The following is a 25,236-nucleotide window of genomic DNA, read 5'->3' as shown; positions in this document are numbered from 1 at the left end:
TGATGATACAAATGTAAGAAAGAAAAATATTCAGTTGTTTCAAAAAATTTAAATATTTTTTTGAAAATTCATTAATTAACTGATAATCAATTTAATTATTTTTTTGATGTAATAATTTTTAATCCAGATCGGGTGATTTTTAACGATAAATCGGATCTAAAACTAATCAACCCTCTCTGAATTGGCTTCAAATTTGATTAAATTTTCATCTAATAATAGCTAAAAAATGATCAGAAAAATTTTATTAGGTGCATTTTGCATTGCTCAGTTTTCATTGGTTCAGGCTGGAGCTTTTAATGAAAATCCGGTTTCAAAAATCAGTTATCAGCAGGAAAAAGTTCCCAAGTCGTTTATTATTAAAACCAAAAAGTTTAAAATTAAAATTGATAAACAACCCAACGGAAATTATCTGTATCAATCCTGGGCAGCCAACGGAAAAGTGACTTCCAAACCGAGTATGATTATTTCGGACGGAGAATTAATTCCGGATGGAACAGGCGGAAATTATTATTACGAGTTTAATAATAACGGATATACTTACCAGATCTGGAGAAATTATTTAACGAGTTCGGCGAAAAAAGCTCCGTATACTTTAACGGTAACCGACAGAAACGGCAAAACAATTGTTAATCAGGATGGTTACGTGGTTAAAAATTAATTTCAATAATATATTTAGTTCCTGACTTCATCGTCAGGAATTTTTTTGTTTTTTTTAAACAATGGAAAATTGTTTAAATTTTTATGAACTATAAAGGGTTTTACTTTTCTGGTGAAAGATAAAACCCAATTGATAGATAGATAAATAAAGCTGTAGTTTTTATTTTGGGGGAGCTATCTATTGAAGATATTGTTGAAATAGTGAATGGATGGCTGATTTCTAGCCCCAATTGAGCGGCATGTCTGAGCTCTTTTTAGAATTTCGGCGGCAGCTTCGCTGCCGCCGAAATTCTAAAAAAGCGAGTAGCGAAAGTGGGAAAAAGCTTCAAAGAAAAAAGATTTAGATTGGAAAGGCTAAGTTTGAGGTTAAGGCTATCCTATCTGTTTTTCCCATTTCGTCATTAAAGTTACTCTAAAAAATTGAACTCCTTCGGAGTTCTGCTCCTGCATTTTCTTTTTCTGATGCACATATATGATTTCTACAGAATATTTTATGTGTAGAAAAATGGTATTATTTCTAATATTTTGGTAAATTCACTTAAAATAATCAATATCCAATGGCTTTTACCATTAAATCGAATCTCATTGACATCGTTACAAGGGAAACCTACCCTGCTGAAATCATTATTAAAGACAACAAAATCAGTTCAATACAAAGAATTTCAGAAAATCAGGATACGTATGTTCTGCCCGGATTTATTGATGCACACGTTCATATTGAAAGCAGTATGCTGGTTCCGTCTGAGTTTGCAAAGATTGCGGTAAAGCACGGAACGGTGGGAACGATTTCAGATCCTCATGAGATTGCCAATGTTCTGGGAGTTTCGGGGGTGGATTATATGATTGAAAATGCTCAGAAAGTACCTTTTCATTTTTATTTCGGGGCTCCTTCGTGCGTTCCTGCGACCCATTTTGAGACAGCAGGTGCGGTGATTGATTCGGGTGATATTGATGGGCTTTTAAGCAAGAAAGAAATTGTATATCTGGCTGAAATGATGAATTTTCCGGGGGTTATTTACAAAGATGAGGAGGTTCTGAAAAAGCTGGAATCTGCGAAAAGACATCACAAACCGATTGACGGTCATGCTCCGGGATTAATGGGGGAAGAAATGAAATCTTATTTCAGTGCGGGAATTTCTACAGATCATGAGTGTTTTGGGCATCAGGAAGCACTGGAAAAGCTTGAATTCGGGGTGAAAGTGATGATCCGTGAAGGAAGTGCAGCGAAAAATTTTGATACTTTAATTCCTTTATTAAAAGATTTTCCGGATCAGATGATGTTTTGCTGTGACGATAAGCATCCTGATAATTTGCTGGAATCTCACATCAACGATCATGTGAAACGCGCTCTGGATTTGGGTTATGATTTGTATGATGTGCTGCGTGCTTCTTCTTACAATGTGGTTAAACATTACAATTTACCGGTCGGATTATTGCAGATTGGCGACAATGCAGATTTTATAGAAATCGATAATCTCACGGATTTTACGATTTTAAAAACGTACATCAACGGAGCATTGGTTTCAGAAAACGGGGAATCGTTTATTGAATCTGTGGAAGCTGCGACAGTGAATAATTTTAGCTGCAGCTTAAAAAGCCCATCAGATTTTAAGGTAAAAAGCGAAGGGGAAAAAATTCGTGTGATTGAAACGCTGGACAGACAACTGATTACAAAAGAAATTCACGCAGAAGCTTTAAATATCAATGGTTTTGCGGAATCTGATCCTGAAAATGACATCCTGAAAATTGCGGTGGTAAACCGTTATCAGGATGCTCCTGTTGCCACAGCTTTTATTAAAAATATAGGCTTAAAAAACGGAGCGATTGCTTCGTGTGTTGCGCATGACTGTCATAATATTGTAGTGGTGGGAACGAATGACGATGACATATGCAAAGCAGTGAATCTGATCATTCAGGCAAAAGGCGGAATTTCTCTTGCCCATGATGAGGAAGAAATGGTTCTGGAACTGCCGATTGCCGGAATTATGACGGATCTTCCTGCGGAAAAAGTAGCAGAAGCTTATATTAAATTAGACCGGCGCGCAAAGGAATTGGGAAGCAGATTACGAGCGCCTTACATGAGTTTGTCTTTCATGGCTCTTCTGGTGATTCCCGAGCTGAAACTTAGCGACAAAGGGCTTTTCAACGGGAAAAGTTTTGAGTTTACGGATGTTTTTATCAAATAAATTTTACTGCAATTTATTTGATAAAAAACACACGATTTATCAATTTCCAATAACTTTTCAAGATGTAGTAAAATTAAAGATTTCAGACTATTCTTTTTTCGTTTTCCAGATCAGCGTAAAAACGGCTTTCATTAAAGCTTTCTTTGGCAGCGTTGTAGCCAATGTTAAAAATCTGTTCCAGACGGTCTTTTCTTCTTTCGAATGTTCCGTAGATTGAAAGTTCCTGCGATGAGATAAACCAGTCGCAGTGATCGAATTTAATTCTTTCGATGCGGTAAGAAAGCAGATCGTACGAGCGGGAAACAATAGCTTTAATCGATTTTAAATCATTGATTTTGACGTCTTGCGGGGGAGAAACGAAGACTCCGATCAGCTTATCGCAATCGTCTCTGATGATGTCGGCGGGAAAATTATTCAGCACGCCTCCGTCACAGTACATTTCATCATCAATAATATAAGGCGTTGTCACTCCGGGAATGGAGCACGAAGCAATAATGGCATCTACGATTTTAAAACTTTTTTCAAAGATTTTTTCGGTTCCTCCTACTAATTCTGTTGCCACAATTCTTACGTCTTTATCGAGATCGCCCAGTTTCATTTCGCCGAAAATAGGATTGAGATAATTTCTGAAAATCACCGAAGAAACCAAGCCGGGCTGGTTGAATGCAAAATGTTTCCAGTTGAAAAAGTAAACGGAATTGAAAAATTCCAGAATTTCTTCGGGAGTTTTTCCTACCGCGTGAAGACAGCCTACAATGGAACCTGCACTACAACACGAAAGAACATCGATATTGATGTTTTTTTCTGCTAAGAATTTTAAAACTCCGGCGTGTGCGATCCCTTTTGTTCCGCCACCCGATAAAACAAGCCCAACTTTCCCAAAATCCATTGAATAAAATTAAGAAAACAAGTCGAGAAAAACAGATTAATTTTTCTAAATACCGTGATTTTGGATTATTTTAACACAAATAAAATTATGCTTAAATGAATATTGATGATATGTTCTTATTTAGGTAGAAAATTATAATGATTTTTAGTATTAAGTATTTAATGTAAAGCTTTTTTAAAAGAGGTTTTCTTCAATAAAAAATAGTTTACCCCACTTTTTTATCATACAACTGAAGAATCTTCAGAAGATCGTCATCTGTTTTCCAGGAATCTATCATAGCAAGAAGATCCGGATAAGCCGCAAATCTTACTTTCAGGCTGTTTTTAAGACTGGGATTGAAAAATCCGGATTCATTGATGATTTTTCGGTTTCTGCCGTCGATTAAAAAGTCTGTTCCAACAAATTTTAAGCCGCCGTGAGGAAAAAATCTGTACCAGTTCATATTTTTGCCTTCATACAAAATTTCTACAAAACCATTGTCAAAAACCATTTTCCCGGCAGAAGCATAATATTCATGAATGGTATTATTTTCATCGGTAATCTTAATGTATTCCACATCTTTTGGTTCTACCCACGTTTCAGCCCCGGAAGAATCCCTCATTTTCATCTTAAGTAACACAGTGGCTACATAATATTTTGTATTGGAAAATTTACCTACATTTCTGATCTTCGTTTTGATGGTGTCGCTGGATGTTTTTAGAATGTACTCCACAGGAAAATACCTTTTATCGTCTTTGTTCTGAGAAAATGAAAAGCTAAAGCATACAAAAAGCAGCAAAAAAATGATTTTTTTCATGAATGGTGGTTTAAAAAAGCCCGGCAAATTTCCGGGCATATTATCTAAATTTATTTTTAATTATTAATATATTTTTCAAAAATCCTTGAGAAGTCTTTCTGATTATATTTATCAAAACTGTTGGTATTCCATGCAAAAATATATTCGTTGATTGCTCTCAGTTCCTGACTCTTGGAAACGTTTTCCTGCTTTCCGGAAGCAACTGTTGTAATGGCTTTCTGGATGCTGTCGTTAGAGAAATTCAGCAAAGAATGATTGTGGTGAACTTCCTGCTGAATCGCCAAAAGTGCTTTATACAGATCTTTCAACTGATCGATCTGACCTTTTGCAACGCTGATCATCATTGGAATATTCCCGATATTGAAAGAAATTTCTACATCAAGATCGATGGTTCCCGCCGTCTGTAAAGCAATATTAGAGAAAGGAAACTGGTAATATTCGTATCTCTTCAAGACTCTTTTTTTGTCTAACGCACTGGCTCCGTCGATGTGGATCAAAGCTCTATTGGTAAAGCAGTATTCGTCTCTTTTGGATTTAATTAAAAAGAAAATTTTCTCGTTATCTTCGGAAAGGATATAATCGTCCGAATCTACTTTGTCATAATCCTGTGAAGGGATGATTTTACCGATATCTCCCAATCCTAAAGCTTCCGCAGCTAATTTTTTAAACATAGTTTATTTGTATTTATTGACTGACTAAAATAAGAAAATAACTGAGACAAAATCAAAAAAATCATCTTAAAGAATGTTTAAATTTGATTAAATATTCAAAAAATTCATTCATTTTTTAACGCAAAGTTTTTATTTAAAGATTTAATTATTTAAATGAGCAAAGAAGAAACAACAAGCTGATTTGATGAAGCAATGTTGTCAGGCTTCGTGAAGCAAATTTTATTTGCCTTTGCTTTCTAAGAATAATGTGTAAAGTTGAATTAAAACTTTGCGTGGTAAAATAATCGAATCATAAAATTTTAAATATCAAATTTAAACAGATCCTTTTCAAAGAGAAAAACCACAGACTTCTGATCTGTGGTTTTGATATTGTTGAACTTTGGCAAAGATTTTCAACTTTGGCAAAGTGAAAAATTAAATGTGAATCACTTCTCCATAAGCAGCCGCTGCAGCTTCCATAATAGCTTCAGAAACTGTCGGGTGCGGGTGAATAGATTTGATGATTTCGTGACCTGTAGTTTCCAGTTTTCTGGCAACTACCGCTTCTGCAACCATATCTGTAACACCTTCTCCGATCATGTGGCAACCTAACCACTCTCCGTATTTAGCATCGAAAATAACTTTAACGAAACCGTCCGTATTTCCGTTTGCCGTTGCTTTTCCACTTGCCGAAAGAGGGAATTTTCCTACTTTAATTTCATATCCTTTTTCTTTAGCCTGTTTTTCTGTAAGACCTACTGAAGCTACTTCAGGGTGACAGTATGTACATCCCGGAATATTACCATAGTCGATTTTCTCAACGTGCATTCCTTTGATTTTTTCAACACAAGTAATTCCTTCCGCTGAAGCAACGTGTGCCAAAGCCTGAGTAGGAATGATGTCTCCGATTGCATAATAACCCGGAACTGAAGTTTCGTACCATTCGTTGACCAAAACCCTTCCTTTGTCTGTCTGGATTCCAACTTCTTCAAGACCGATGTTCTCGATGTTTGCGGCGATTCCTACAGCAGATAATAAAATATCAGCTTCAAGAACGATGTTTCCTTTTGCTGTTTTTACGGTAGCTTTTACGCCCTCTCCGCTTGTATCAACGCTTTCTACGGAAGCATTGGTCATAATCTCGATTCCTGATTTTTTCAGAGATTTTTCTAAGTGTTTAGAGATTTCCTCATCTTCTACAGGTACGATGTTTGGCATAAATTCTACAACGGTTACTTTTGTCCCCATTGTATTATAGAAATCGGCAAATTCTACCCCGATAGCTCCGGAACCTACAACAATCATAGATTTTGGCTGCTCAGGAAGAGACAATGCCTGTCTGTATCCGATTACTTTTTTACCGTCCTGTGGCAAGTTCGGCAATTCTCTTGAACGCGCTCCTGTTGCGATGATGATGTGCGTTCCTGTATATTCAGTTACTTTTCCTTCTTTATCGGTAACGGAAACTTTTTTACCTTTCTGTACTTTTGCAGTACCCAGAATAACATCGATTTTATTCTTTTTCATAAGGAATTCAATTCCTTTGCTCATTTTCGATGCAACGCCACGGCTTCTCTGAATTACGTTCGGAAACTCAAAGCTAGCTTCCACTTTGTTCAATCCATAATCTTCAGCATGATTAATATAATGAAAAACCTGAGCCGACTTCAATAAAGCTTTGGTAGGAATACATCCCCAGTTAAGGCAGATTCCTCCTAAATTTTCTTTTTCAATGATTGCTGTTTTGAAACCTAATTGTGCCGCTCTGATTGCTGTAACGTATCCACCAGGACCACTTCCGATGACAATAATATCGTAATTCATTAGTTTAAAATTTTTATGCGAATTTAAGGAAAAATATCGGATGTATGGCATTCTGACGAAATTGATCCCGGAAGGTTTTGTTTACTATTTGTCATCATCAGAAGCTGTAATCGCTGAAGTTTAAAATAAAAATATAAAATCAGAAAATATTTTAAAATATTCATTAAAGCCGCTATTAGATTAATATTATCAACATAATTTATTAAAACTATTAAAAATGATAGTCAAAAATAAAAATTTATATTAAAATTTTAATACATTTGAAATAATCAAATAAAATTTATATGTATGAAAAAGATTTTTTCGATTTTTGTGATGTGCGGATTTCTCGCCAACGCACAAGTGGGAATCAGTAAAAACCAACCAACCAGCACATTAGATATTAACGGATCTGTGAGTGCGAATTACAGGCAGGTAACAGCAACTACCTATTCTATCGTTACAAACGATCATTACATCACCTATAATGGTACTGCCAATTCTACTTTTACACTGCCGGCAATCGGTTCTGGAGCTTCAAGTTTTACAGGAAGAATTTATAAGATAAAAAATATATCTGCTTTCAATATTACTTTACAGGCTTCAGGGGGAAATACGCTAAGAATAGACAATACTCCGGTTTCCACATTTATCATTCCTACAGGAGCGTATGCAGAAGTGGTAAATAACAGCAACACTACCGGAGGAACATGGGATCTTTCTTTTATTACGCTTCCGAAACCTAATAATGTGGAAATCTACGGAACACAGCTTTCGATACCGCCGCACGCTTCGGGAACAGCTCCGGTTGCCGACTGGACCGGACATTCTAATACAGCATATGATACAGGAACAGGAACTGATGCATGGTGGGTCATCAGCAAAGCATCTACATCGTTCTCGGTAGGAACAGGTTTTTCCAATGCGAGCAGAATGACTTTGGTTTACGAATATCAGGGAACTCCTTTTAATATTACCAATATGAATCCTTCGCTTACCGCAGGAAACAATTCCAGTTTTCCGGATGTTTTCATTGCTTCTTTTGTAAGCCTTGCCAATAACGGAACTTCTGGTAAAACGAGACTTACGGTTTCTGTTGCGCGCGTGGATTTTATAGGAAATAATGGCTCCAATAACAGTAACTGGACTGGAACTTTTCTTTTAAATCTATTGCTCGCAAGAAAGGTTTATTAATAAGCCTGTTTATACCTTTTTTTAACCGCAAAAAGTCACCAAAGATGAACTAAACTTTTATTTAAAACTGATCATTATAAATGAAAAAGTTCACAATAGTTTTTGAAAATCTTTGATTTTTATTCCTTAGGTTAGAACATAAAAAAAACAGGCTATCTGTATTGGATAGCCTGTTTTTATTGTATTGGAAAATTACATTTTTCTTAGTAATCTCTTCTGACTCTGGTACTTTTCATTTAAAGCTCTTAACTGATCCTGCTTCATTTTTTTGGTTGCTAGCGGATGATTCATAATTGCTTTTTTCTCCGCTTTATATCTTCTGTCAAGTTCTCTCGATTTGCTGCTGATCAACTCACTTTTTGAAGGATGTGGAGGTGCAGGTGGACGTTTCTGTCCGTAAGCATTCATTGATAATCCTACTAATAAAACGGTTGATATAAATAACTTTTTCATAATATTTACTTTTTTTGAATGAATTTATCATGAAATTCATTCCTGTTCGGATTAAATATTACACATTTCATACCATAATTTTTTTACGCCGGGCTACTCAACCTCAACATTCTGTTTCAAAGGAAGATTTTTGGAAGAGTTTCCGACAAAGATTCTGTACGTTCCCTTTTCCACGATCCAATTCATTTTTTCATCTAAAAACTGTAATTCTTTAACCGGAACTTCAATTGAAATCTGTTTAGATTCTCCCGGATTTAAATATACTTTCTGAAATCCTTTCAGTTCGATAACCGGTCTGGAAACCGAAGCCAGCAGATCTTTTACGTACAACTGAACGACTTCGCTTCCTGCTTTCGAACCTGTATTTTTCACAGTCACTTTTGCCACAATTGTATCATTTTCAGAATATTTTGTTTTATTTAACTGTAAATCTGAGATTTCAAAAGTGGTATAGCTTAATCCAAAACCGAAAGGATACAAAGGTTCGCCGCTCAGATCGTAATAATCATTTCCTCTTCCTGTCGGATGATGGTTGTACGTCAAAGGCAACTGACCTTCTTCAACCGGAAAGGTTATTGGCAGTTTTCCTGAGGGATTTTCTGCTCCGAAAAGTACTTTTGCCACAGCGTTTCCACCTTCTTCTCCGGGATACCAGACCTCCAGAATGGCTCCTACCTTATCTTTCCAATCTGTTGTTTTTATGGCAGAACCACCTACTAAAACAACTGTCGTGGGTTTATTTAATTTTGATATTTCATGGATGAATTTTTCCTGATTTCCGGGAAGACTTAACGAAGAGCGATCCTGAAATTCCCCTTCATGAATTCCGGCTGTAACAATGATGTAATCTGCATTCTGAGCCTGCTTCAAAGCATCATTAAAATCTTTTCGGTAGTCATGTAAGCCATAATTCCAGATCAGTTCAATATTCGCTTCTCCCCTGTTTTCGTGAAATTCAACCGCAATATCATATTTCTGACCTTTAGTAAATTCTACCTCAACGGTTTTGGTGGAATAACTGAATTTTTCCCAATTGTCAATTAACAATGAACCGTTTAAAAACAATCGGAAACCATCGTTTCCTCTTAGTCCTAACTGATATTTTCCCGATTTTGGGGCTTCGAGTTTTCCTGTCCACCGAATGCTGTAATTGTCGGGCTGCAGTTTTTCAGGATTGGGAGAATACAAAGTCCATTTGAAATTGAGCTGTTCGTCCTGTCTTTCAAATTCAGGTTTTCCTTTTAATTCTGAATCTGAAAAGTAGCTTCCTTTCAAGCCTTTTTGATTTTCAAAAGACAAAACTTCAGCAGGAACCGTCATAAATTCTTTTATATTCCAGTCGATTCCCTTTGAATAAGTAATTTCGAAATTTTTATTTTCAGCAAAATTTTTAATACCGTCCAAAATGCTGATTTTTTTATTTCCCGGTCCCGAATAACCGCCCAATCTTGCATCAACAGCATCTGTTCCGACGACTAAAATCTTTTTATATTTTTCTGAAATCGGAAGCGTCTGATGATTATTCTGAAGCAACACAAAAGATTCTGCCGCCGCTTTTTCCGCTAATGGTTTGTGATTGGTTTTATTTAATTCTTCTATATCTTTATTAGAAACGTAAGGATTTTCAAACAGACTGAGTTCAAATTTTGCTCTTAAAACTCTGGAAACTGCATCATCAATTCTTTCCTGAGAAATTCTTCCATCCAAAAACGGAGGAATAAAAAGTTTATAATGTTGATATTCTGTCTGGAAAATCACATCAAGCCCAGCATTGATCGCCTGTGCGGAAGCATCATCGTAATCTTTTGCCGTAAAATGCAGCACATTTGCTCCACCAACCGCACTTGCATCGCTGATGATAAAACCTTTGAAATTCCAGTCTTTTTTTAATTTTTCTGTTAGCAGCCAATGATTTGCCGTTGAAGGTCTTCCGTCAAGCAAATTGTAGGAAGTCATTACCGAACGGCTTTTTCCCTGTTGAAAGGCTTTCTGAAAAGGAATTAAATGGGTTTCCTCCAGATATCTTTTGCTCCAATGAATAGGGTATGAATCTCTTCCGCCTTCTCCAACGTTGGCTAAAAAGTGTTTCGGAGTGGTGATGATTCCTTGATTTTCAAAGGAACTGACGAAATTGACACCCATCACGGAAGTCAGAAACGGATCTTCACCATAAGTTTCCTCTGTCCTTCCCCATCGAACATCGCTCGCCAAATTCATAACCGGCGTCAGAATCTGACGGATTCCTCTCAGTTTAGATTCTTTTGCAATGGCTGTGGAAACTTCTTTCATCAATTCAGGATTGAAAGTTGCCGACAAACTAATTGCTTGTGGAAAAGCTGTTGCACCTTCACGCATCAGTCCGTGCAAAGCTTCATCGAAAGGAATAATTGGGATTCCCAGTCGTGATTCTTCCACAAAATATTTTTGAATGGCATTGATTTTTTTCGCAAGTCTTTCTGCATCTTCATTGGCGTTGTATTTCAGCATTTGTCCTGCAACTCCGCCTCCCTGATTTCCTGCGCTTACCTGCAAACCGAAGATTCCGTGGGAATACTGATCTTTCGGAACGTTATCCAAATCTCCGGGAATCATGAAGCACTGCCAGAATTTTTCTTCGGGAGTCATGCGTTTCAGTAAATCCTGAACTCTGGCTTCAACAGGTTGTTTCGGGTCTTTGTATAATGGTTTTTGAGCTGTAATAAATGTTGTGCTCAATAACGAAATTATTATAATTTTAAATCGAAGTTTTAAAGACATCGCAAAATAATTTTGTTTTAAAATATTTTCTTTTTTCCTTGATGAAAAAAGAAACAAAAAAATCAAGACTTGGAACTCTTCGCTAAAAATAAAATCTGCTTTCTAAAAATTCTAAAACTCGCGCAAATTTAATGTTGGTTTTTCAGTTCAATATTTGTGTCGCGCTCAAACAGTAGAATTTTCTTAACGTTCACAGAATTTATTTTCTTAACGCTTCGATTTCCTAGGTCGTTTTGTAGTCTACAATTTTAACTACTGCGTAATCTGGATTACGGTTGAATATTTTAACTGGTTTCTTTCTTTTGGAAAATTGATTTCAATTGAATTTCCGGTTTGTTTCCACTGAATTTTATTGGATAATCCTAAAATTTTCAATGATTTTGGTTTAAAATTTTCAGGAATAACGAAATTTAGGATTGATGGAGCCTGATAATTTGTTTTTTCATCCAGATGAAAAATATTCACTATTTTTCCGTCTTTGCTTTTCGTGTAGTAAAAATTTCCGTCGTGATAAGGGGCAACACTTCTTGTTGCAAAAACAGCCGACTGGTTTTTATCCATCCAACTTGAAATTTCTTTCAGTCTTTCGTAAACAATGGGATCGTAGTCTCCATTGGGTCTGGGAGCAATATTCATGAGGTAATTTCCGCCTCTTGAGATGATTTTAATTAACGTTTCGATGATTTTCTGAGAGGATTTGTAATTGTCGTTGGGAACATAGGAAAACGAATCTCCCATCGTGATGCAGCTTTCCCAGGGAATGGAAAGTGGTTTTTCGGGAACCGCCTGTTCTGGCGTTACGTAATTTTCCCATTTTCCGGGAACGGTACGGTCTACAACAATGATTCCGGGTTGATTTTTGCGCGCCATGGTTCCGATCTTGTCCATATCGATGTCCTGTTCAACTTTAATGGTTCTTTGCCATTCAACATTGGGATCGATGGTATTAAAGGGACGAACCCAACCTCCATCTAACCAAAGAATGTCAATTTTGCCATAATTGGAGGTGATTTCGTTGAGCTGATTAAACGTAAAATTTTTAAAACGGTTCCATTTTTCAGGATATTTTTTCGGGTCGTAGTTCACATTTCGGTCTTTTGGCGGAAAATACGACCACCAGTAATCGTCAGAATGCCAATCGGGTTTTGAAAAGTAAGCTCCGATTTTAAACCCGCTATTTCGGAATGTATTGAAAATTTCTTTTGTTACGTCTGCTTTCGGAGTTTTGGAAAAAGGAGTTTTGGAAGAAGTAATTTTATAATCAGACTGTTGGGTATCAAACATCGCAAAACCGTCATGATGTTTTGTGGTGAAAACCACGTATTTCATTCCTGCTTTTTTCGCAGCTTCTGCCCATTTCTGTGGATTGAACTGAACCGGATTGAAAGTGGTCTGAAGATTTTCATAGTTTTTTATGTATTCGTAGTATGATTTTCCGTGTTCGGGTTTTCTTTGTGTCCATGATTCGTCTTCGGGACAGAGGCTCCAACTTTCGACAATTCCCCATTGGCTGTAGGTTCCCCAATGCATGAAGAGTCCGAATTTTAAATCCTGCCAGTTTTCCAGATTTTGTATAACAAGCGGATCTGTAGGTTTCTGATAGCCTTCAGAAACATTGTGAGCCTGAGAAAAAAAAGCGGATGACGTAAGAAATGATGAAAGGAGGATGGCTTTTGTTTTTTGTCTGATGAACATTGACGTTTAGTTTTTGCTAATTTAATATTTCACCGTAAATTTTTAACTACAAAAGGGACAAAAGATTAAAATACATTGGAATTTAAGATTATTATCACATTTTCTATAGAAGAACATATTAATTTTTGAAAATCAAAGATTTTCTGTTACGTGAGTTTCTAATTCCGTTTATTTTTAAACCAAATCGTTAAATGCAGATTCAACTGTTGAATAGGAAAATTTAAAGCCGCTTGTGATTAATTTTTCAGGGTAAACGTTTCGGCTTTTTAATAGTAATTCGGTTTCGGTATTTAAAAATATGGATGCAATTTCAAGTTGCCAAACCGGAGCATTGAATCCAAACGGGATCTTCATTTCTTTTCTTAATTTTTTCATGAATTCTTCGTTGGATAAAGGATTAGGTGCTGTAATATTGATTTCACCTGAAATATTTTCATGTTCAAGAATGAACGCTACTGCTCTGCAAAAATCATCAATGTGAATCCAACTCACGTTTTGGTTTCCTTTTCCCTGTTTTCCGCCTAATCCGAATCTGGTAAGCATTTTCAGTTTTGGAAAAGCGCCGCCGTTATTTCCTAAAACGATGGAAGTCCGTAACGCAACTTTTCGTAGATTTTCTGTTTCTGATTTAAAAAATTCGTTTTCCCAGCTTTTACAGATGTTCATGGAAAAATCATCACCGATGATTCCGTTTTCTTCTGTGTTTAATTGTTTTTCTGAATGAACGTAAATGGTTGCAGAACTTGCATTGAGCCAGATTTTGGGTTTATGGATGCATTCATCAATTGCCTGCTGAAGAACTTTTGTGCTTTCAATTCTTGAATTGTAAATTTCTTTTTGGTTCTTTTCCGTATATCTGCAATCAACGGATTTTCCGGCAAGATTGATCAGAACATCAGAATTTTCGAGTAATTTTTTCCATTCGCCCAAAGTTTTGGCATCCCAATACAATTCATTTTTCTGTTTTGGGTTTCGGGTTAAAATATATACTTCGTTCCCTTTTTCAGTAAAATATTTTTCAAGGTTTTTGCCGAGAAAGCCTGTTCCGGCGGCGATGATTATTTTCATTTTGGTGGATGGGATTTAGTTGATTGATGGTGGATTTAAATATTGAGATTCTTTCCTTCGTCAAGCTCAGGATGAACTTAAAGCTCAGCATGACATCGCTAATACTAAACGTTTCGACGCTCGCTTCGCTCGCGCTTCTGCTTATTTTCTGCGGTGAATTTTATCAATTTGTTTCTCTCTAAAAGAAAGTTTTTCATGTAATTTTTAAGAAACAGAGCATCGAAAATTTTTCCTATGAATCCGAAAGGGGAATGAAATTCGAAGATGTCTGTCATGATTGTGTTTTTACCTTCCTGTCTGAAAATATGCTGATGTTTCATGGATTTGAAAGCACCCTTCAACATCGTATCTGTGAAATGATAAGGTTTCTTCATGCTGATAATTTTTGTAGTCAGGATTTGATAGATTCCTAAATGTTTTGCTTTCCACGTTACTGTTTCGCCTTCTTCAATGAGTCCTGAAGTTCGTCCTGCGATTGCTTTTTCTCCTGTTTTAAAAGTTGATTTCTGATGAAGATCGATGTCTCTTGATAAATCGAAAACGATTTGGATATCGGCTTTGATGATGGTATCTAAATAGATTGTTGCCATTTTAAAAATACTTTTTAGTTTTTATAGATTCATCCATATTAAAACAGCTAAAACAGTCAATCTGAAAACGGTCCACGAAATTGTCGGAAAAAGGTTTAATTTTAAAATTCTGCTTCTTCTGAGATGTTCTGAAAACATGACAAAAACCACAATTCCGAAATAGATAACTGATGCATTTGCATTGATATTAAGAAATAAAGCAGGAATCAGAAGTAAAGTTCCGATTAAGGAAACCGTCATCATATTTCCCAAATAATTCCAGATTTTCTCTTTTAAATAAGTTTTTAAAATTAAAGTCTGCCAAACGATTTGTCCGCAACAGATTGCAAATTCTCTCCAAAAATTCTGAGTGAGGTTTAATCCCAATTTAGGTGAAAATATGCTTAAAATGTATCCTGAAAAAATGACCACAAAAGCGAAGTAAGCCAATCTGTATTTTAGATTGAAATCCGGAACACAGGCTTCTTCATGCTGATCTTTTGCGGAAGGAATAATCTGCTTCCGGTTATAAGACACAAAGGAATACAGCTTTTTGAAAAACCAGTGCAAAGGCTGAATCCTCGCAATTTTTTCAAGCTTTGGAAAAGAATTTCCGATGATTAACAAAAGACTTTCTAAACCATATATTACTGTGTTTTTTTCGTGATCGACTAAAGCAATTTCGTTTTTTGCGCGGTTGAAATCAATGAGGTCTTTATTTTCGAAACTCAGATCTGTAAAGGCTTCTCTTCCGTTTTCATGGAGCATTCCGCATTTGATGAAGCCTTTTGAATAGATGTTACACATAGGACATTCGTTGTCGTAGATGAGGGTGTGGTTTTTGAGGGTTTTCATGGTTGTTCGTTTAAACTATTTTTAGCATCAAAAAAACTGATCATTAATGACTGAATGATGAGAACTGGTGAAAGAAATATCCAGGACATTACCATTAATTCAAAAATATTTTTCAGGTTTTGTTCAGTGTCTTCAAACTTGAATAATGATGAGAAAATCAGGATTAAAAAACCGATTACAACATAGCTTGAAATAAAAACATATACTTTTCTGGAATCTGTTTTTACATATTTGTTACTGAAAGCCTTGATGATATTCAGAGAATATTGGGCAACGGCTATCAGGAAAAATTCAACTATTATTACTATTCCTAAAAATTCCTGTTGTGTAATTATTGCTGCAAGAATTGTTGCAAGAAACAGTAAGATTAGCGATTGCTGGATTCTGAGATCGTATGTAAGAATAGTTTTCATGATCCTGTTTTTTTAGTATTCATAAGTTTTATAACAATCTATAATGTAGAGGATTGCAAGTACCGGACTGTAAAACACTGATGCGATTAAAATATATCCGAAAAAATTGGTGACATCATTATTGTTATTAAAAGCCAAAATAATCAGCCATGAAATCCAAACAGGCATTATAAAAATTCCATAGACAATATATAGCCAAGATTTCTTTGTTTTCTGAAAGGCTCTGCTGATAAAACTAATCAATTGAGGTATTCCCACTATGAAATAAAAAAGAAAAACAGTAGCATTTTCAAAAACAACAATTCCTAAGAATACCAAAATAAGTCCGATTACAAGGAATGAAAGTTGAATATAAAAGTCGTTTTTAACAAAAGTTTTCATGGTGATTAATTTTACAGGTTTAAAAAGTCTCCTCTCGTTCTCTTTTTCTGGATTTTGAAGGTGAAATACATCCAGATTTTAAATAGCAGTGTTTTCATTTTTGATGATTTTATCTTTGTTCATGGCATGTTTACGACCTTTCAGGAAAAGAAGCAGGTTCAGAAGCATCATTACTCCGAGATAGATGGAAAATCCTCCGATTTTTTCGCTTAAAGCAACAACCAGTCTTTCAATGGTTTCAATTTGAAAAAATTCAATAATACAAAGTGCGAAACCGAGATTTAAAAGGTAAAAACCGATCTTGAACAGGGAATTGGTTGCCATTGCAATATCTTCTTTCTGATGAAAAATATCGATCATAAATGCTTTGGAATTTTTAAAAAGAAACTGGGAAACCAGCACAGTAAGAAGGATTACAATTGGCAGATAGATCATGTATGCCTGAAAATTGTACGTTGTGGTGAGAGCTGTTGCATTCATAGTTTTATTATTTTATGGTTAAATTTTTTCTTAAAAAGTATAGTGCGAAAATGTTCATAAAGTGCAGCACACATAAAATCAAGGTGATATAACCGATTCTGACTGCTGTCACAGATAACATTTTTTCTATAGAATCTACTTTTTCCCAGTGCGTCAGATTTAATGCGATGTACCCTAGATTGATGAGATAATAACATCCCAAAAGAATCCTGTTGATCGTTAAACATAGATCTGCATCGTGAATAAGATAGTTCAGGTAATGTTTTCCTGCGTTGTAGCATCTTCTTCCGACATCAATGGTGATGTATGAACTGACGGAAAGAAAAAGCAGATATGAAACAATATTGAACATTTTATAAATATTATATTTTCAATAAATTTTGAAATTTAATTTCAAAAAAATTATTTATCCGTTTTATTCTGTTGCATCGTTTTAACATTATAAAAGCCATAGATCAGATAGTAAATATTAAAAAGTACGCCTCCGATGCTCATGAAATAAAGAACATACTCAATTTTAGAATCGTTGAATAATAAAACCGCAACAAATAATAACTGGAAAAATATCAAGACTCCCAAAAAATAGTACCGGTGAAATTTGCTTTTGCTAAGTGAAACCCTCAATAAAAATCCTATCAGATTTGAAACGCCAACATATAAAAGAGCAATAAAAAATTCTGTTCCGGATGTTTTTTCGAAATAATCAGCGATAGCATACGAAAAGAATACAAGGCTAATGACTGTCTGAACTATTGCTTCTCCTATTAATATTTTAAGTTTCATGTTTTGAGTTTTTATTGTTATTGTATTTTCAATAATTTTTGAAAGTTAACCTGAAATAAAAAAGGACAATTTTCCTTTTTATATTCATCCTGTTCGTTTCGTTCAGAATAATAAATGATTACTTCAGTAAATTCGTAATTTTCCCAACCAGCCAATGATCGTCACTTTTTATCGCGAGATCCATAATATTGTTTATTTTCCCTGTTACAGAGCTGAAATCATCCATTAATTTAATGAACTCTTTTGCTTCGTCAGAATCTTTGTCTTCAATATTTTTCAGTTCTTCCAGAAACGAAATAACAGGCTCAATCTCTCTCTTTCTTCTTTCTTTTGTAATCTGCTTGAATAAAAACCAAACGTCTTTTTCTGCCACAAAATATTCTTTACGGTCGCCCTTTACAAATTCTTTTCTCACGATTCCCCAATCCATCAGTGCACGAAGATTCATATTGGCATTTCCTCTTGAAATTTCAAGCTGCTCCATTACCTCATCCGTAGAAAGTGCTTTACCACTTGCCAAAAGCAAAGCATGAACCTGCGCCATAGTACGGTTGATCCCCCAATTGGTCGCAAATGTACCCCAAGTCTGAATGTATTTTTCTTTAGCTTCTGAAAGTTGCATTTTGTCTTACTTTTAATTTCTGATACAAATGTAATAATAATTTTCGAACTTTCAATAATTTTTGAAAGTTTATTTAAAATAAAAACAGACATCCTTTGAGAATGCCTGTTAACACTAACTTTAATTTTTTATAATTTTAAATACGTCCCATTGTTTTCCATATAAACATCTCATTAAATAAACACCTTGAGGATAGGAAGTAATATCTATTTTATTATTTCCTTTTGGTAATTTTTCCTGTTTGATTAAAATTTTACCACTGAAATCATATAGGTATAATTCATCAATCTGTTTATTCGACTGTATGTTAATTAATCCTTTTGTAGGGTTTGGATAGATTTTAACCTTAGGGTTTTCTTCATTTTCAAGTTCTACTTCAATTTTTTTATTAATAAATTCATTATTAGAAGGCTTCTGACAAGAAGGTATTGTTGAACGTTGCAGAATAAGCCTCAACAATAAATCATTTAACTTTTCCACTTCGTAAGAATCTGTTGTTGGTTCGATGTGATGATTTCCGATTCCACTGTGGTTAGTAAGGAATGTGTAGGTTCCGTTTGTAAGCAATGCAAACGTTCTCATAATATATTCCGTTTCTTTATCTGTATCACTCGCTGCCAAAGGAATAATTGTAATTCCTTTTTTTGCTGCCAGTTTTATTTTATTATATATTTTATTAATATTTTCTTCAGAATAATGTGGAGATGCATCAAGAATCAGAAAAATAATTTTTGTAGAATTTTCTTTGCTCCAGCTAAGTTTATCAATTGAAGAATCCAATGCTTCAACAACTGCTTCAGGAGTATCTCCACCTCCATTAGCATTTTGTTTTTTAATAAAATTCACCAAATTTTCAGCTCTGTCGGAAAAATTAAATTCACGCGTTATATATTCATCACCCTGATCTCTGTAAAATACAGAACCATAACGAACATCTGTTGTATTCTGAAGTTTTTTTTCAACTTTTCTCAGCACATCCAGTAATTCTGCCTTTAAATAAGAAATCTCATCCCCCATAGATCCTGTAGCATCTACAACAAAAGCTAAATCTAAATTTCTTTTTTGAAGACATGGTGCATCTATTGTAATTATATTTTCACCCTTTTTAAATAAATTTGCTTTAGCTGACAAAGTTTTTCCTTTATCGTCTGTTATATAATATTTCTTCGATAAAGATTGATAATCTATTCTTGGAGCGATCCATAATTCTGCGTTTCCTTTATTATCCGAAACAGCTTCCCAAATAATTTCTTTCTTATCATTCAACAACCTTAATCTCTTACCAATAACTGGTTTTTTGTCTTTATTAACCAACTGAACAGAAACCCTTTTATCAGGGAAAAGTTTCCATTGATTTTTATATTCTGATAAAACAGGAACCGCCATATCCTGCCAGTAATTCCATTTTGAGAAATCATTTACTTCTCCTGCTGTAAGTTTTCCTGCATCCGGAAATTCTTCATAAATTTTTGTTTTCTTACCCTTTGTTTTGGATTTACTAATCTTTACACCTGATATCGATTTTGCTCCCGCAGCAGATAAACTTCGCGGTGAAGATTCAATCTCCATAGCCACAACCGATTTCGGTTTCGGACAGCCGTTATATTCCGGTAATCCGGGAACGGTAGGACAGGCATCGTCTTTATCCAGAATTCCGTCGCCATCTGTATCCGGCCACGGACAGCCGTTGTTTTCTGCGGGTCCGGCAACCGTCGGACAGGCATCATCTTTGTCTATTATTCCATCTCCGTCGGTATCCGGAAAAGGACAGCCGTTATTTTCCACAGGTCCTGAAAGTTCTTTGCATTGATCATCTTTATCGGGAACGCCGTCGCCGTCCATATCTGGGAACGGACAGCCTTTATTTTCTATCGGTCCTGCGATTTCAGGACATTTATCTTTCCAGTTTTTAACGCCGTCCTGATCTTTGTCTTTTTCGATGCTTAATTTTTGGGTCTCTTTTTGCTGATCTGTCGCTGTTTTGGTTTTACAGCCCATTACCAACATCAAAGCCAATATGGTAGTTCCTAGTTTTTTCATATGTATTATTTTTCTGAAAATATAATCATTTTCCGTTTCTCTGTTTTAAGTATGCAGATTTTCGGAAAAGTTGCAGTGGAGTTGATATTTTTTTGTTAAAACTTCACCCTCTTCATTTTTATAATTTAAACTTGTTTAAACTAATTTCAGAATTAACCGCAAAAGGGACAAAAGAAAATGTTAAAGCGAATTTCCAGAATAATCAAAGCACTCAAAAGAATAAAAATCAAAGATTTTTAAAACTATGGTGAGCTTTTTCATTTATAATAATCTACTTTAAATAAAAAATTTAGCAGATCTTTTGTGACTTTTGCGGTTAAATAAAAAGTTTAAGCAGACTTTTTAATTAAATATAAATCAAACAGTTAAAAATTCAACAATTTTAAAACAAACTTTAAGGCTGAATTCTGACTTTTATCCCTTCATTCCAAAATTTTGCTTCCGGCATATAATAAAGGTATGCGTTGCTTGCTTTTCCTGTATATTCTCCCGCAAATTCCACTTTAAGATCCAGATTAATGGTTTTTATTTCGTTGGCATCAAAATGTTCCCAATACAGAACCAGATAATTATCAAAAATTTCGTAATAAGAAACCTGTTTTTTATCCAGAAGATCTTTCAGCAAGGCATTCTGTAAAGTTAATCCTGCCGGAATTCCTATTTTTGCCGTCACCATTGGAAGCTGATTGTTTATTTTATTCTGAATGGTAATTATCATTCGGTCTGTCTCTCCTGTTTTTGCCGTTTCAGATTTTAATTTTGTATTCAGAATTAAAGGAATTTCTGCACTTTTCGGAGCTTTTAACGTGTAATATTCGTAATCCAGTTTGTAAGGAAGTCCTCTTTTTGTAGGATAATTGATGCTGATTGTATTTTCTCCGTTTTTAAAAGCAGAACCCACCGAATTATTCGTTCTGATCTCTGCTCCGTTTATTTTTATAAAAGGTTTTTCAGTACCGTATAATTTTTCATTTTTTGAAAAAAATACAGATAATGCTTCCAAAGCCAAAGTTGTTGCCTGAGTAGAACCGAAACCGTAATACCCATTGAAATTGATTAAATGATCTGCAACTTCTGCAATTTTTAACTGGCTCAACTGCTCATCTTTCTGCAAAGCCATCAGATAAAGTGATAGTGTTTCTGCATTCGCAGAAAATCCTCCGGAACCTGTAAAAGTGGTTCTTGTTTTTAAACTTTTCCCTTCAAACTGACTGTTTAAAATTGCTATCAACTCTTTATACTGCTGATTTTTGCCTAAATTATAAGAAATATTTGCCATTAAAGCCAACTGATAAGCATCTTTTGACGCCAAAGCACGTTTCAGATTGATTTCGTAGGCATCGTCCAGATTTCTGATTCCCGTTTTAGACAAAGCATATAAAACATACATATTTCTCGACCATGCAAAATCTGAATATGGAATGCTTTTTTCATAGTTTCTTCTTACTTCAAACATTCCGTTCTGATTTTTTTTGGATAAAATAAAAGAGGTAAGATCCTGAATGATTTTAGGTTCGATATTCACATATTTTTTCAGATCTTTAAATTCAAGCAATGCAAAAGCAGAAAGTGCAACATCCGATTCCGAAGATCCGAAGTAAGTGAATCCGCCGTCACGGTTTTTATAGCTCAGCATTTTCTGATAGCCTTTTTTCATATTTCTGATGACCAGACTTTCGGTTTCCGGTGTAATTCTTTTAATCTGTTTTAAATAATCCAGAATGAAAATATTTGGATAAACGGTTGAAGAAAGCTGTTCAAAACATCCGTAAGGTTCTCTTTTCAGGCGTTCCATATTTTCAAACATCTGTAATGCATTGTTTTCATACACATAATAAGACGAGAAGAAACTGCCTTCAATATAATCCGGAATATCAATTTTAAGGTCTTCTGTTTTGTTATTGATAACTGAATAACGATGCGGAAATCCTTTTTCGTCCACTTTAAAGGGAAGAATCATGGTTTCTCTGAAATCTTCTGATCTTAAGGTAAACTGAATATTCGATTCCACCACTTCATTGGTCTGGATTTTCACAAATAATCTGCCTGACTCCAAAGGTTTCAAGGTAATCGTGCTATCTGATTGTACCACGTTCACACGATTCGGAACAATAACATCCATCGTTACCTTTCGGGTTTCCGGAGAATTATTCTTAACCACCACTGGAATCATCATCTGATCTGTTCTTGTAAGATATTGCGGAAGTTTCGCATCTATGGAAATCATACTTTGAGCCGCATAGGTTGTTTCATCACGCCCGATTAAACCTGAAGAGGAAATTCCTTCTGTCATGATTCTGAAAGTAGAACTGGCATCGGAATTATAAAATTCAACCTGTGCTTTTCCGTTTTTTCCTGTCTCTACTACAGGATTCCAATACAGAGCTTCACGATAATCGTGTCTGTAAGAAGTATTTGTCGTTTTATAGACAGGATAGGAAAAATTTCTTGTGTATTCGTACGAAACCAGACTGTCATTGGGAATATTCACCAATGCATAATATGATTTCGGCGTTACATCAAATTTTATCTGAGACCGGAAATTTTTCGAAGAATTAATAACAATTACTCCGTTTGCGCCCCGATTTCCATAGATAGCCGTTGCAGCGGCATCTTTTAAAATTGTTACACTGTTGATGTCATTCGGATTGATGACTGTTTTAAAATTCTCTACAGGAACACCATCCACAACATACAGCGGATTTTTATTGGCAACAGAAGCATTTCCCCTGATCTGCACATTGAGATAACCTCCCGGCTGATTGGTGGGAGTAATAACAAGTCCTGAAACTTTTCCGCCCAAAGAAGACATAACGTTTGGATTCTGAATTTCCTCAGTTCTGATCGTTGTTACGGAACTGGTAAGCAATTCTTTTTTCTTCATTCCCATTGCTCCCGTCACTACCACCTCTTCTATTTTCTGAGATTTTATGGTATCACTTCTCATGCTTCCTCTTGAAACCGATCGGGAACGTTTGTTTTCGGAGGAAGTGTTTTTCGTAATTTCCTTTTCAGCATCTTCACGCAGTTTTATTTTACCTTCTTCTTTTACGGTTTCTTTTACAATTTCTTCTACATTAATATTATTCAGAGATTTTGCAGCCAAAGGATTTATTGCCAGTCTGTAAGATAAAATCCGGATTTTCACCTGCTGTTTTGGCTCTACAGATTTCGCAATCAGCTTATTGGAATAATTTCTGTTAAGATCATAGAAATAAAACAATCCGTTTTCTGAGGTCGTCTGTTTCAGGATTTTACCGTCCTCAAGGAAATACACATCGGCTTTTACAGGATTTCCTTTTTCATCTTCTACAATTCCGTAGATGGGATTTTTCTTTTCGGGAAGATATTTGTATTTTCTGTTTTTGATAACTTCGGGAGTCATTTCAAAATATCGGTAACCATTGGTAAGCATCACCAAATCGAGGCTTTTGGTTCTTTTTTCTTCTTTTTTATCGAAATAAAACTGAGGTCTTTCAATTTTTCCTTTCAGCTCAGAATCCATCAGCAGCCACGAAATAATATGATTCTGCTTATCGTCTGCATACGTCCAGAGTTTATCATCCACAACACTCAGAGCCAGATTTGCGGGAATTGGTTTGTTATTTTCGTCTGTGGTTTCGATATTCACAATCACTTTTTCTCTCGGAAGATAATTTTGCTTTACCGGTTTTATCTTCACATTCATCTGTTTGTTTTCATTCGTAAAAACAATGCGTTCTGCCAAAGGAATATCACGTTCAAACACCGTAAATCGGCAAATACCGATCGGAAATTCATTTTCCAAAAGTTCTAATTCATTTAATCCTTTTTTTAATGAAATGGTTTTGCTGTACATTTCTTTCTCACGGAAATTTCCTTTGAGAATAACATCTTTTTCATCTGCTGATCGGATTTTAAAAACAATCTTCAGATTTTCTTTATTGATATTGAAAACAATTCCTTCATCTTTTGCCATCGGAAGCGGATAAACGGCTGAAATATTCTCAGGTTTCAATACTTTTGCATAATAATTTTCACCTTTTTGAGGGGTAAAAAGAAAACTTCCCATCCCGAAATTATACGCTGTAGTTTCAGTAATTTTCTGATGATTTTGATTAAAAATTTCCAAAGTTGCATCGACCGGTTTCTCAAATTCATCCAGAATTTTATAGGCAATATTCTGTTCAATTCCATTAATGAAAGTTCCGCCTTCCGGCATGAATTTTATATCAAGATGATTCAGTACAATCGGAATATTTCTTGAAATGGATTCTGTAAAACCGTCGAAATTGATTTTAATGGTTAACAGCGCATCGGAAGATTTTAAAACAGCAGGAAGTCTGAATTTCAGTTGATTTTTCCCTTCTTTGTCTGTTATCAGCTTTCCCTCTGAAATCTTTTCACCGTTATGCATTACCGTGTAATCTCCTTCGTAAAAAGGAATCGGAAGATTGCTGAGACTTCTCATTGAAAAATCGGCAAGAACCTCATCTCCTGCTCCATATCCTTTTTTGGGAAACTCCAGTTTCATCAGAATTCTTGGCGAGACAATTTTCTGGAGGGTAATTTCCTTCTCAAAAGCATTTTTTCCGTCTTCATTCTGCATCCAGTTGGTGAAAGCGCGCAATTTGTATATTCCGCCCTTCATGTCGCTGTTAAAATAAAAATAGCCTTCCGAATAGCCGTTTGTAATTTCGTATTTTGCTTTTTTTACGACCGTTCCGCTTGGATCTGTCAATTCAAAATTGACGGCTTTGCTCTGATCGGCGGGAAGATTATTTTCTGCCTTTACCGTGTAAATTTTAAAGTACATTTCCTCACCGGGTTTATAAAAAACATGGTTGGTCTGGATGTACGTTTTTTCTTTTTCGAAATTTTTAAACGCTTCCTGAGCTTTTGACAGAGAAGCAAAAACCAGAAAAAATAATCCTAAAATAGATGTTATAACCTTGAAATTCATACC

Annotated in this window: 21 protein-coding genes and 1 pseudogene; 3 read left to right on the top strand and 19 right to left on the bottom strand. The window is 35.3% G+C overall.

From position 1 onward, the window contains the following. Positions 1 to 226: 226 nt before the first annotated feature. Positions 227 to 658 (top strand): hypothetical protein, encoded by a 432-nt coding sequence (locus B0E34_RS01350; RefSeq protein WP_087706093.1) that lies wholly within the window; start codon positions 227 to 229, stop codon positions 656 to 658. A gap of 556 nt (positions 659 to 1,214) precedes the next feature. Continuing rightward, positions 1,215 to 2,843: an adenine deaminase gene (gene ade, locus B0E34_RS01345; protein WP_087706091.1), complete on the top strand. Its 1,629-nt coding sequence runs from the start codon at positions 1,215 to 1,217 to the stop codon at positions 2,841 to 2,843. Between the two features lie 82 nt (positions 2,844 to 2,925). Here the strand turns inward: ade and B0E34_RS01340 are convergent, their stop codons facing one another. The 4 genes from B0E34_RS01340 to lpdA all read right to left on the bottom strand — a co-directional run bounded on the left by B0E34_RS01340 (position 2,926) and on the right by lpdA (position 7,002). Then, entirely contained in the window at positions 2,926 to 3,732 is an 807-nt protein-coding gene (locus B0E34_RS01340; RefSeq protein ID WP_087706090.1) for a patatin-like phospholipase family protein, read from the bottom strand. A gap of 205 nt (positions 3,733 to 3,937) precedes the next feature. Further along, on the bottom strand, positions 3,938 to 4,528 hold the full coding sequence (locus B0E34_RS01335) for a hypothetical protein (protein WP_087706088.1): 591 nt from the start codon (positions 4,526 to 4,528) through the stop codon (positions 3,938 to 3,940). A 56-nt stretch (positions 4,529 to 4,584) separates the two neighbouring features. Then, the gene (locus tag B0E34_RS01330) at positions 4,585 to 5,199 is read right to left on the bottom strand and encodes a PH domain-containing protein (RefSeq protein ID WP_087706086.1); all 615 of its coding nucleotides are present in this window, start codon (positions 5,197 to 5,199) and stop codon (positions 4,585 to 4,587) included. 414 nt (positions 5,200 to 5,613) lie between these two features. Next, the gene (lpdA, locus tag B0E34_RS01325; protein WP_087706084.1) at positions 5,614 to 7,002 is read right to left on the bottom strand and encodes a dihydrolipoyl dehydrogenase; all 1,389 of its coding nucleotides are present in this window, start codon (positions 7,000 to 7,002) and stop codon (positions 5,614 to 5,616) included. Between the two features lie 288 nt (positions 7,003 to 7,290). On the opposite strand from lpdA, the gene B0E34_RS01320 reads away from it, so the two are divergent. Then, the gene (locus B0E34_RS01320; RefSeq protein WP_087706083.1) at positions 7,291 to 8,175 is read left to right on the top strand and encodes a hypothetical protein; all 885 of its coding nucleotides are present in this window, start codon (positions 7,291 to 7,293) and stop codon (positions 8,173 to 8,175) included. A gap of 192 nt (positions 8,176 to 8,367) precedes the next feature. Here B0E34_RS01320 and B0E34_RS01315 read toward each other — a convergent pair whose 3' ends face one another. The 15 genes and pseudogenes from B0E34_RS01315 to B0E34_RS01250 form a co-directional block, all read right to left on the bottom strand. Continuing rightward, positions 8,368 to 8,628: a hypothetical protein gene (locus B0E34_RS01315; protein WP_076396587.1), complete on the bottom strand. Its 261-nt coding sequence runs from the start codon at positions 8,626 to 8,628 to the stop codon at positions 8,368 to 8,370. Between the two features lie 93 nt (positions 8,629 to 8,721). Continuing rightward, a complete protein-coding gene (locus B0E34_RS01310) occupies positions 8,722 to 11,343 on the bottom strand; it encodes a beta-glucosidase (RefSeq protein ID WP_228422991.1) in 2,622 nt (873 codons plus the stop codon). A gap of 294 nt (positions 11,344 to 11,637) precedes the next feature. Further along, entirely contained in the window at positions 11,638 to 13,080 is a 1,443-nt protein-coding gene (locus B0E34_RS01305) for an alpha-L-fucosidase (RefSeq protein WP_087706081.1), read from the bottom strand. 174 nt (positions 13,081 to 13,254) lie between these two features. Continuing rightward, positions 13,255 to 14,148, bottom strand: a complete 894-nt coding sequence (locus B0E34_RS01300; RefSeq protein ID WP_087706079.1) for a TIGR01777 family oxidoreductase — start codon at positions 14,146 to 14,148, stop codon at positions 13,255 to 13,257. A gap of 104 nt (positions 14,149 to 14,252) precedes the next feature. Next, the gene (locus tag B0E34_RS01295) at positions 14,253 to 14,738 is read right to left on the bottom strand and encodes an SRPBCC family protein (protein WP_087706077.1); all 486 of its coding nucleotides are present in this window, start codon (positions 14,736 to 14,738) and stop codon (positions 14,253 to 14,255) included. Between the two features lie 21 nt (positions 14,739 to 14,759). Continuing rightward, positions 14,760 to 15,572, bottom strand: a complete 813-nt coding sequence (locus B0E34_RS01290) for a DCC1-like thiol-disulfide oxidoreductase family protein (protein WP_087706075.1) — start codon at positions 15,570 to 15,572, stop codon at positions 14,760 to 14,762. Continuing rightward, positions 15,569 to 15,985 carry a hypothetical protein gene (locus tag B0E34_RS01285; protein WP_087706073.1) on the bottom strand — a complete coding sequence of 139 codons (417 nt, stop codon included), beginning with the start codon at positions 15,983 to 15,985 and terminating at the stop codon, positions 15,569 to 15,571. Before B0E34_RS01285 ends, B0E34_RS01290 begins: the two co-directional genes overlap by 4 nt. A gap of 12 nt (positions 15,986 to 15,997) precedes the next feature. Next, positions 15,998 to 16,366, bottom strand: a complete 369-nt coding sequence (locus tag B0E34_RS01280) for a hypothetical protein (RefSeq protein WP_087706071.1) — start codon at positions 16,364 to 16,366, stop codon at positions 15,998 to 16,000. A 78-nt stretch (positions 16,367 to 16,444) separates the two neighbouring features. Then, complete coding sequence (locus B0E34_RS01275) at positions 16,445 to 16,846, bottom strand: hypothetical protein (protein WP_076396570.1); 402 nt, start codon at positions 16,844 to 16,846, stop codon at positions 16,445 to 16,447. A 7-nt stretch (positions 16,847 to 16,853) separates the two neighbouring features. Beyond that, a complete protein-coding gene (locus B0E34_RS01270) occupies positions 16,854 to 17,198 on the bottom strand; it encodes a hypothetical protein (protein WP_076396568.1) in 345 nt (114 codons plus the stop codon). Between the two features lie 50 nt (positions 17,199 to 17,248). Then, positions 17,249 to 17,629: a hypothetical protein gene (locus tag B0E34_RS01265; protein ID WP_087706069.1), complete on the bottom strand. Its 381-nt coding sequence runs from the start codon at positions 17,627 to 17,629 to the stop codon at positions 17,249 to 17,251. A gap of 118 nt (positions 17,630 to 17,747) precedes the next feature. Beyond that, positions 17,748 to 18,251, bottom strand: a complete 504-nt coding sequence (locus B0E34_RS01260) for a GbsR/MarR family transcriptional regulator (RefSeq protein WP_087706067.1) — start codon at positions 18,249 to 18,251, stop codon at positions 17,748 to 17,750. A gap of 120 nt (positions 18,252 to 18,371) precedes the next feature. Next, entirely contained in the window at positions 18,372 to 19,820 is a 1,449-nt protein-coding gene (locus tag B0E34_RS01255; RefSeq protein ID WP_371263833.1) for a T9SS type A sorting domain-containing protein, read from the bottom strand. Next, positions 19,815 to 20,186 (bottom strand): annotated as a pseudogene (locus tag B0E34_RS21535) (thrombospondin type 3 repeat-containing protein); the annotation flags it as partial. The gene B0E34_RS01255 and the pseudogene B0E34_RS21535, both read right to left, overlap by 6 nt. A gap of 499 nt (positions 20,187 to 20,685) precedes the next feature. Continuing rightward, complete coding sequence (locus tag B0E34_RS01250; RefSeq protein WP_087706062.1) at positions 20,686 to 25,233, bottom strand: TonB-dependent receptor plug domain-containing protein; 4,548 nt, start codon at positions 25,231 to 25,233, stop codon at positions 20,686 to 20,688. Positions 25,234 to 25,236: the final 3 nt, after the last annotated feature.

The sequence above is a fragment of the Chryseobacterium mucoviscidosis genome (assembly GCF_002177115.1).
Lineage (GTDB): Bacteria > Bacteroidota > Bacteroidia > Flavobacteriales > Weeksellaceae > Chryseobacterium > Chryseobacterium mucoviscidosis.
The sequence above is the reverse complement of the archived record's forward strand: the minus strand, read 5'-3'. Positions and strand labels throughout refer to the sequence as shown.

Excerpts from the sequence above, each read along its gene's own strand:
- B0E34_RS01340 (WP_087706090.1), bottom strand. The coding sequence starts at position 3,732 with ATGGATTTTGGGAAAGTTGGGCTTGTTTTATCGGGTGGCGGAACAAAA.
- B0E34_RS01250 (WP_087706062.1), bottom strand. The coding sequence starts at position 25,233 with ATGAATTTCAAGGTTATAACATCTATTTTAGGATTATTTTTTCTGGTT.
- B0E34_RS01315 (WP_076396587.1), bottom strand. The coding sequence starts at position 8,628 with ATGAAAAAGTTATTTATATCAACCGTTTTATTAGTAGGATTATCAATG.
- B0E34_RS01320 (WP_087706083.1), top strand. The coding sequence starts at position 7,291 with ATGAAAAAGATTTTTTCGATTTTTGTGATGTGCGGATTTCTCGCCAAC.
- B0E34_RS01290 (WP_087706075.1), bottom strand. The coding sequence starts at position 15,572 with ATGAAAACCCTCAAAAACCACACCCTCATCTACGACAACGAATGTCCT.
- B0E34_RS01300 (WP_087706079.1), bottom strand. The coding sequence starts at position 14,148 with ATGAAAATAATCATCGCCGCCGGAACAGGCTTTCTCGGCAAAAACCTT.
- B0E34_RS01280 (WP_087706071.1), bottom strand. The coding sequence starts at position 16,366 with ATGAAAACTTTTGTTAAAAACGACTTTTATATTCAACTTTCATTCCTT.
- B0E34_RS01330 (WP_087706086.1), bottom strand. The coding sequence starts at position 5,199 with ATGTTTAAAAAATTAGCTGCGGAAGCTTTAGGATTGGGAGATATCGGT.
- B0E34_RS01350 (WP_087706093.1), top strand. The coding sequence starts at position 227 with ATGATCAGAAAAATTTTATTAGGTGCATTTTGCATTGCTCAGTTTTCA.
- B0E34_RS01255 (WP_371263833.1), bottom strand. The coding sequence starts at position 19,820 with ATGGAGATTGAATCTTCACCGCGAAGTTTATCTGCTGCGGGAGCAAAA.
- B0E34_RS01305 (WP_087706081.1), bottom strand. The coding sequence starts at position 13,080 with ATGTTCATCAGACAAAAAACAAAAGCCATCCTCCTTTCATCATTTCTT.
- B0E34_RS01285 (WP_087706073.1), bottom strand. The coding sequence starts at position 15,985 with ATGAAAACTATTCTTACATACGATCTCAGAATCCAGCAATCGCTAATC.
- B0E34_RS01275 (WP_076396570.1), bottom strand. The coding sequence starts at position 16,846 with ATGAATGCAACAGCTCTCACCACAACGTACAATTTTCAGGCATACATG.
- ade (WP_087706091.1), top strand. The coding sequence starts at position 1,215 with ATGGCTTTTACCATTAAATCGAATCTCATTGACATCGTTACAAGGGAA.
- B0E34_RS01265 (WP_087706069.1), bottom strand. The coding sequence starts at position 17,629 with ATGAAACTTAAAATATTAATAGGAGAAGCAATAGTTCAGACAGTCATT.
- lpdA (WP_087706084.1), bottom strand. The coding sequence starts at position 7,002 with ATGAATTACGATATTATTGTCATCGGAAGTGGTCCTGGTGGATACGTT.
- B0E34_RS01260 (WP_087706067.1), bottom strand. The coding sequence starts at position 18,251 with ATGCAACTTTCAGAAGCTAAAGAAAAATACATTCAGACTTGGGGTACA.
- B0E34_RS01270 (WP_076396568.1), bottom strand. The coding sequence starts at position 17,198 with ATGTTCAATATTGTTTCATATCTGCTTTTTCTTTCCGTCAGTTCATAC.
- B0E34_RS01335 (WP_087706088.1), bottom strand. The coding sequence starts at position 4,528 with ATGAAAAAAATCATTTTTTTGCTGCTTTTTGTATGCTTTAGCTTTTCA.
- B0E34_RS01295 (WP_087706077.1), bottom strand. The coding sequence starts at position 14,738 with ATGGCAACAATCTATTTAGATACCATCATCAAAGCCGATATCCAAATC.